General features: G+C 71.7%; 3 protein-coding genes. 2 read left to right on the forward strand and 1 reads right to left on the reverse strand.

What is annotated here, in order from left to right:
- The coding region (locus tag EAO75_RS32870; RefSeq protein ID WP_261989517.1) for a LysR substrate-binding domain-containing protein at window positions 1–389 on the forward strand (389 nt) is incomplete at its 5' end.
- 82 nt (window positions 390–471) lie between these two features.
- Window positions 472–1,731, forward strand: coding sequence for a pyroglutamyl peptidase (locus EAO75_RS32875; RefSeq protein WP_147998820.1), 1,260 nt, complete (start codon window positions 472–474; stop codon window positions 1,729–1,731).
- On the opposite strand, the gene EAO75_RS32880 is transcribed toward EAO75_RS32875, so the two are convergent.
- Window positions 1,728–2,564, reverse strand: a complete 837-nt coding sequence (locus EAO75_RS32880) for an EI24 domain-containing protein (RefSeq protein ID WP_147998821.1) — start codon at window positions 2,562–2,564, stop codon at window positions 1,728–1,730. The genes EAO75_RS32875 and EAO75_RS32880 overlap by 4 nt on opposite strands.
- Window positions 2,565–2,872: the final 308 nt, after the last annotated feature.

A 2,872-nucleotide genomic window follows, 5' to 3' on the forward strand; every position in this document is an offset into this window, starting at 1 on the left:
CCCACCCCCTCGCCCGCCACGAGGGCCCCGTGCGGCTCAGCCGACTCGCCGACGCCGACTGGATCTCCGGTGGCTCCCGCCCCGAGGGCACCCTCCTCGACGCGGCGCTGCGGCAGGGCTTCAGGCCGCGCGTCGCGCACGTCGTCGGCGAGTGGACCGCGAAGCAGGGGTACGTCGCCGCCGGCCTCGGCGTGGCCCTGGTCCCGGCGCTGGCCGCCGCGTCCGTACGCCCCGACGTCCGTCTGGTGCCGGTGCTCGACGAGGGCGGCCCCGCGAGGGCCGTGTACGCGGCCACCGCGCGGGGGCGGTCGCTGACGCCTGCCGGGGTGGAATTCCTGGGTGCGCTGAGGGAGTCGGCGGTGACGGTGACCTCCCGCACCATGGCGTAGACCACTCCCGTCACGCGATACTTCCGGCGTCCCGCACGACGCACATGCAGCCCCCCACCGTGACGGAAGGACCGGAACTCCCTTGAATTCCATACGTGTTCGGATCGGCGTCCTCGGACTGGCTCTGCTGGCCGGCCTCTCGGCCCCGACAGCGGGGAGCGCCGCTGCCGCCGAGACGGCAGCGGCGACGCCCACCGTCGAGGAGCAGCGGCTCGACAAGGCGGTCCCCCAGGAGATACTGCGCCGTTCCGGATTCGACGCCGCCGCGGCGCAGTTCGCCCGCGATCTGGAGGCGGCTCACTCCTACGCACAGGCCCAGCGTGTCGTCGTACGCGAGGGGTCGGCGCTGTGGCGCAGTGCCGTCGACCGGGCGCAGGGGCGGGGGCCTGCGGGGGGTGACTTGAGCCGGGACGACGATCGGCCGTTGTACTGGGCGCGGTTGTCGATGACGCGGGACGTGCGGACCTGGGAGCCGGGGTTCGGGCTGAGTGATGGTCAGCGGGGCGCGCTGCTGGACGCGCTGGAGCGGACGTCGCGTGGGCAGAGCGACATTCGGTATCCGCACGGCGGGCTCAAGCGGGTTCTGGTCACCGGGTTCGACCCGTTCACCCTCGACCGTGACATCCGTATCTCGAACCCGTCCGGAGCGACCGCGCTCGCCCTCGACGGCACGGTGATCGAGACGGCGGACGGTCCGGCGCGGGTGGAGACCGCCGTGTTCCCGGTGCGCTGGCAGGACTTCGCCGAGGGGACCGTGGAGCGGACGCTGCGGCCGCACTTGAAGCGGGTCGATCTGTTCACGACCGTGAGCCAGGGGCGGGTCGGGCGGTTCGACGTGGAGCGGACCAACGGGGCCTGGCGGGGCGGCTTCCAGGACAACGACAACATCGGCCGCACGGAGACCGTCCCCGTCTCCGATCCGGGCACGCAGCCGCAGTGGACGACCACGACCCTGCCGTACGCGCAGATCGTCGCCGCGAACTCCGGGCGCTTCCCCGTGTACGACAACACCAGCGTGACCGAGATCCCGGCGGGCGCTACGCAGGCCGTGGTGCGGCCGGACGGGCCGACGCCGGGCTCCACCGCGCGGGCCGGGGGCGGTGGGGACTACCTGTCCAACGAGATCGCCTACCGGGCCACCCTGCTGCGGGACCGGCTGGGGCTGCACGACGTGCTGCCGGGCGGGCATGTGCACACGCCGGTGCTGCAGTTCGGCGCGGGGAACACGGATCCGGCGACCGGGGCGGTGACGGATCCCGAGTTCGTGCGGAATCGGCTGGACATCATCGCGCAGGTGCGGGCGATCGTGGGCGTGGCGCTGGAGGCGACGTCGGCTTCCTAGGCTCCGGGCGTCGGCGCGGGCGTTGAGCCGGAGTAGGCCGACTGCCCGTCAAAAGGGGCCCCGTCCGCTTCTCCTCCCCCCTCGACGGTCTCCTCCCCCATCAGCTCCCGCGCCATCAGCGTCGCCCCCGCCACGGCTCCCGGCATCAGGAACACCGCGACGAACGGGACCAGGAAGGCCGCGGCGAGGGGGGCTCCGAAGCCCCAGATCAGGGTCTTGCGGGAGCGGAGCATCGTGAGGCGGTCGCGGAGTTCGACGCGGCGGCGCTGGAGGGCGACGGCCGTGAGTTCCTCGGTGAGGAAGAAGCCGGTGACGAAGACGCCGATCACCGGTACGGCCGTCTGGCCGACGACCGGGATGAACCCGAGGGCGAAGAGCAGCACGCCCCACACCCCGGCGCGCAGCACGATCCGCAGGCTGTCGCGGGCCGAGATCAGCAGCTCGCGCCAGAGCGGCAGGCCGGACTCGGGCGCCGTGCCGTCGGGGGACACGTCCCGGTCGACCTTCTCGGAGAGGTTCTCGTAGAAGGGCTGGCCGATCAGGAGCGTGACGGCGGTGAAGGTGACCACCGACAGGAGCAGGCTCAGGGCGAACAGGACCGCGGTGAGGAAGCCGCGGAACAGGCCCTGCCAGGGGCTCGACCAGTCGTCGGCGAACGGCGTCGACCACCCCACGAAGTCCTCGCCCCAGAGCGCGAGCCCGACCAGCGCCCCCGCATACAGGACAAGGGTGATCACGCCCGGGAGCAGCCCGAACCCGTAACTCTTCCCGTGTCGGGCCACCCATCGCTGGCCCTTGAGGAGATAACTGAAACCGGCCCCAAGATCACGCATGTACGGCACTCTAGCCGGGGCGTGTCACACCGGAGTCACGGCCGCTTCGAGGCACGGTCACCGGATCCCGAAGGTGTCGATCGCGATACCCCTGCCCTCGAAATGAGCCGTCCGGGGCATCCGTGACACCAACTCCCTCTTGTTGCGGTTGAGTCGAACAGGTACACCTCGCCGTACCGATCTCAGGAAGTTCCCGGAGGAGATACGCGTGCGCATCACGAGAACCGTTCCTGCGAGACCCGTTCCCATCACCGTCCTCGCCCTCGCGACGGCCGGATCCCTGCTGCTGACCCCGCCCACCGCCGCCG

The sequence above is a fragment of the Streptomyces sp. UW30 genome, from assembly GCF_008042075.1.
Lineage (GTDB): Bacteria > Actinomycetota > Actinomycetes > Streptomycetales > Streptomycetaceae > Streptomyces.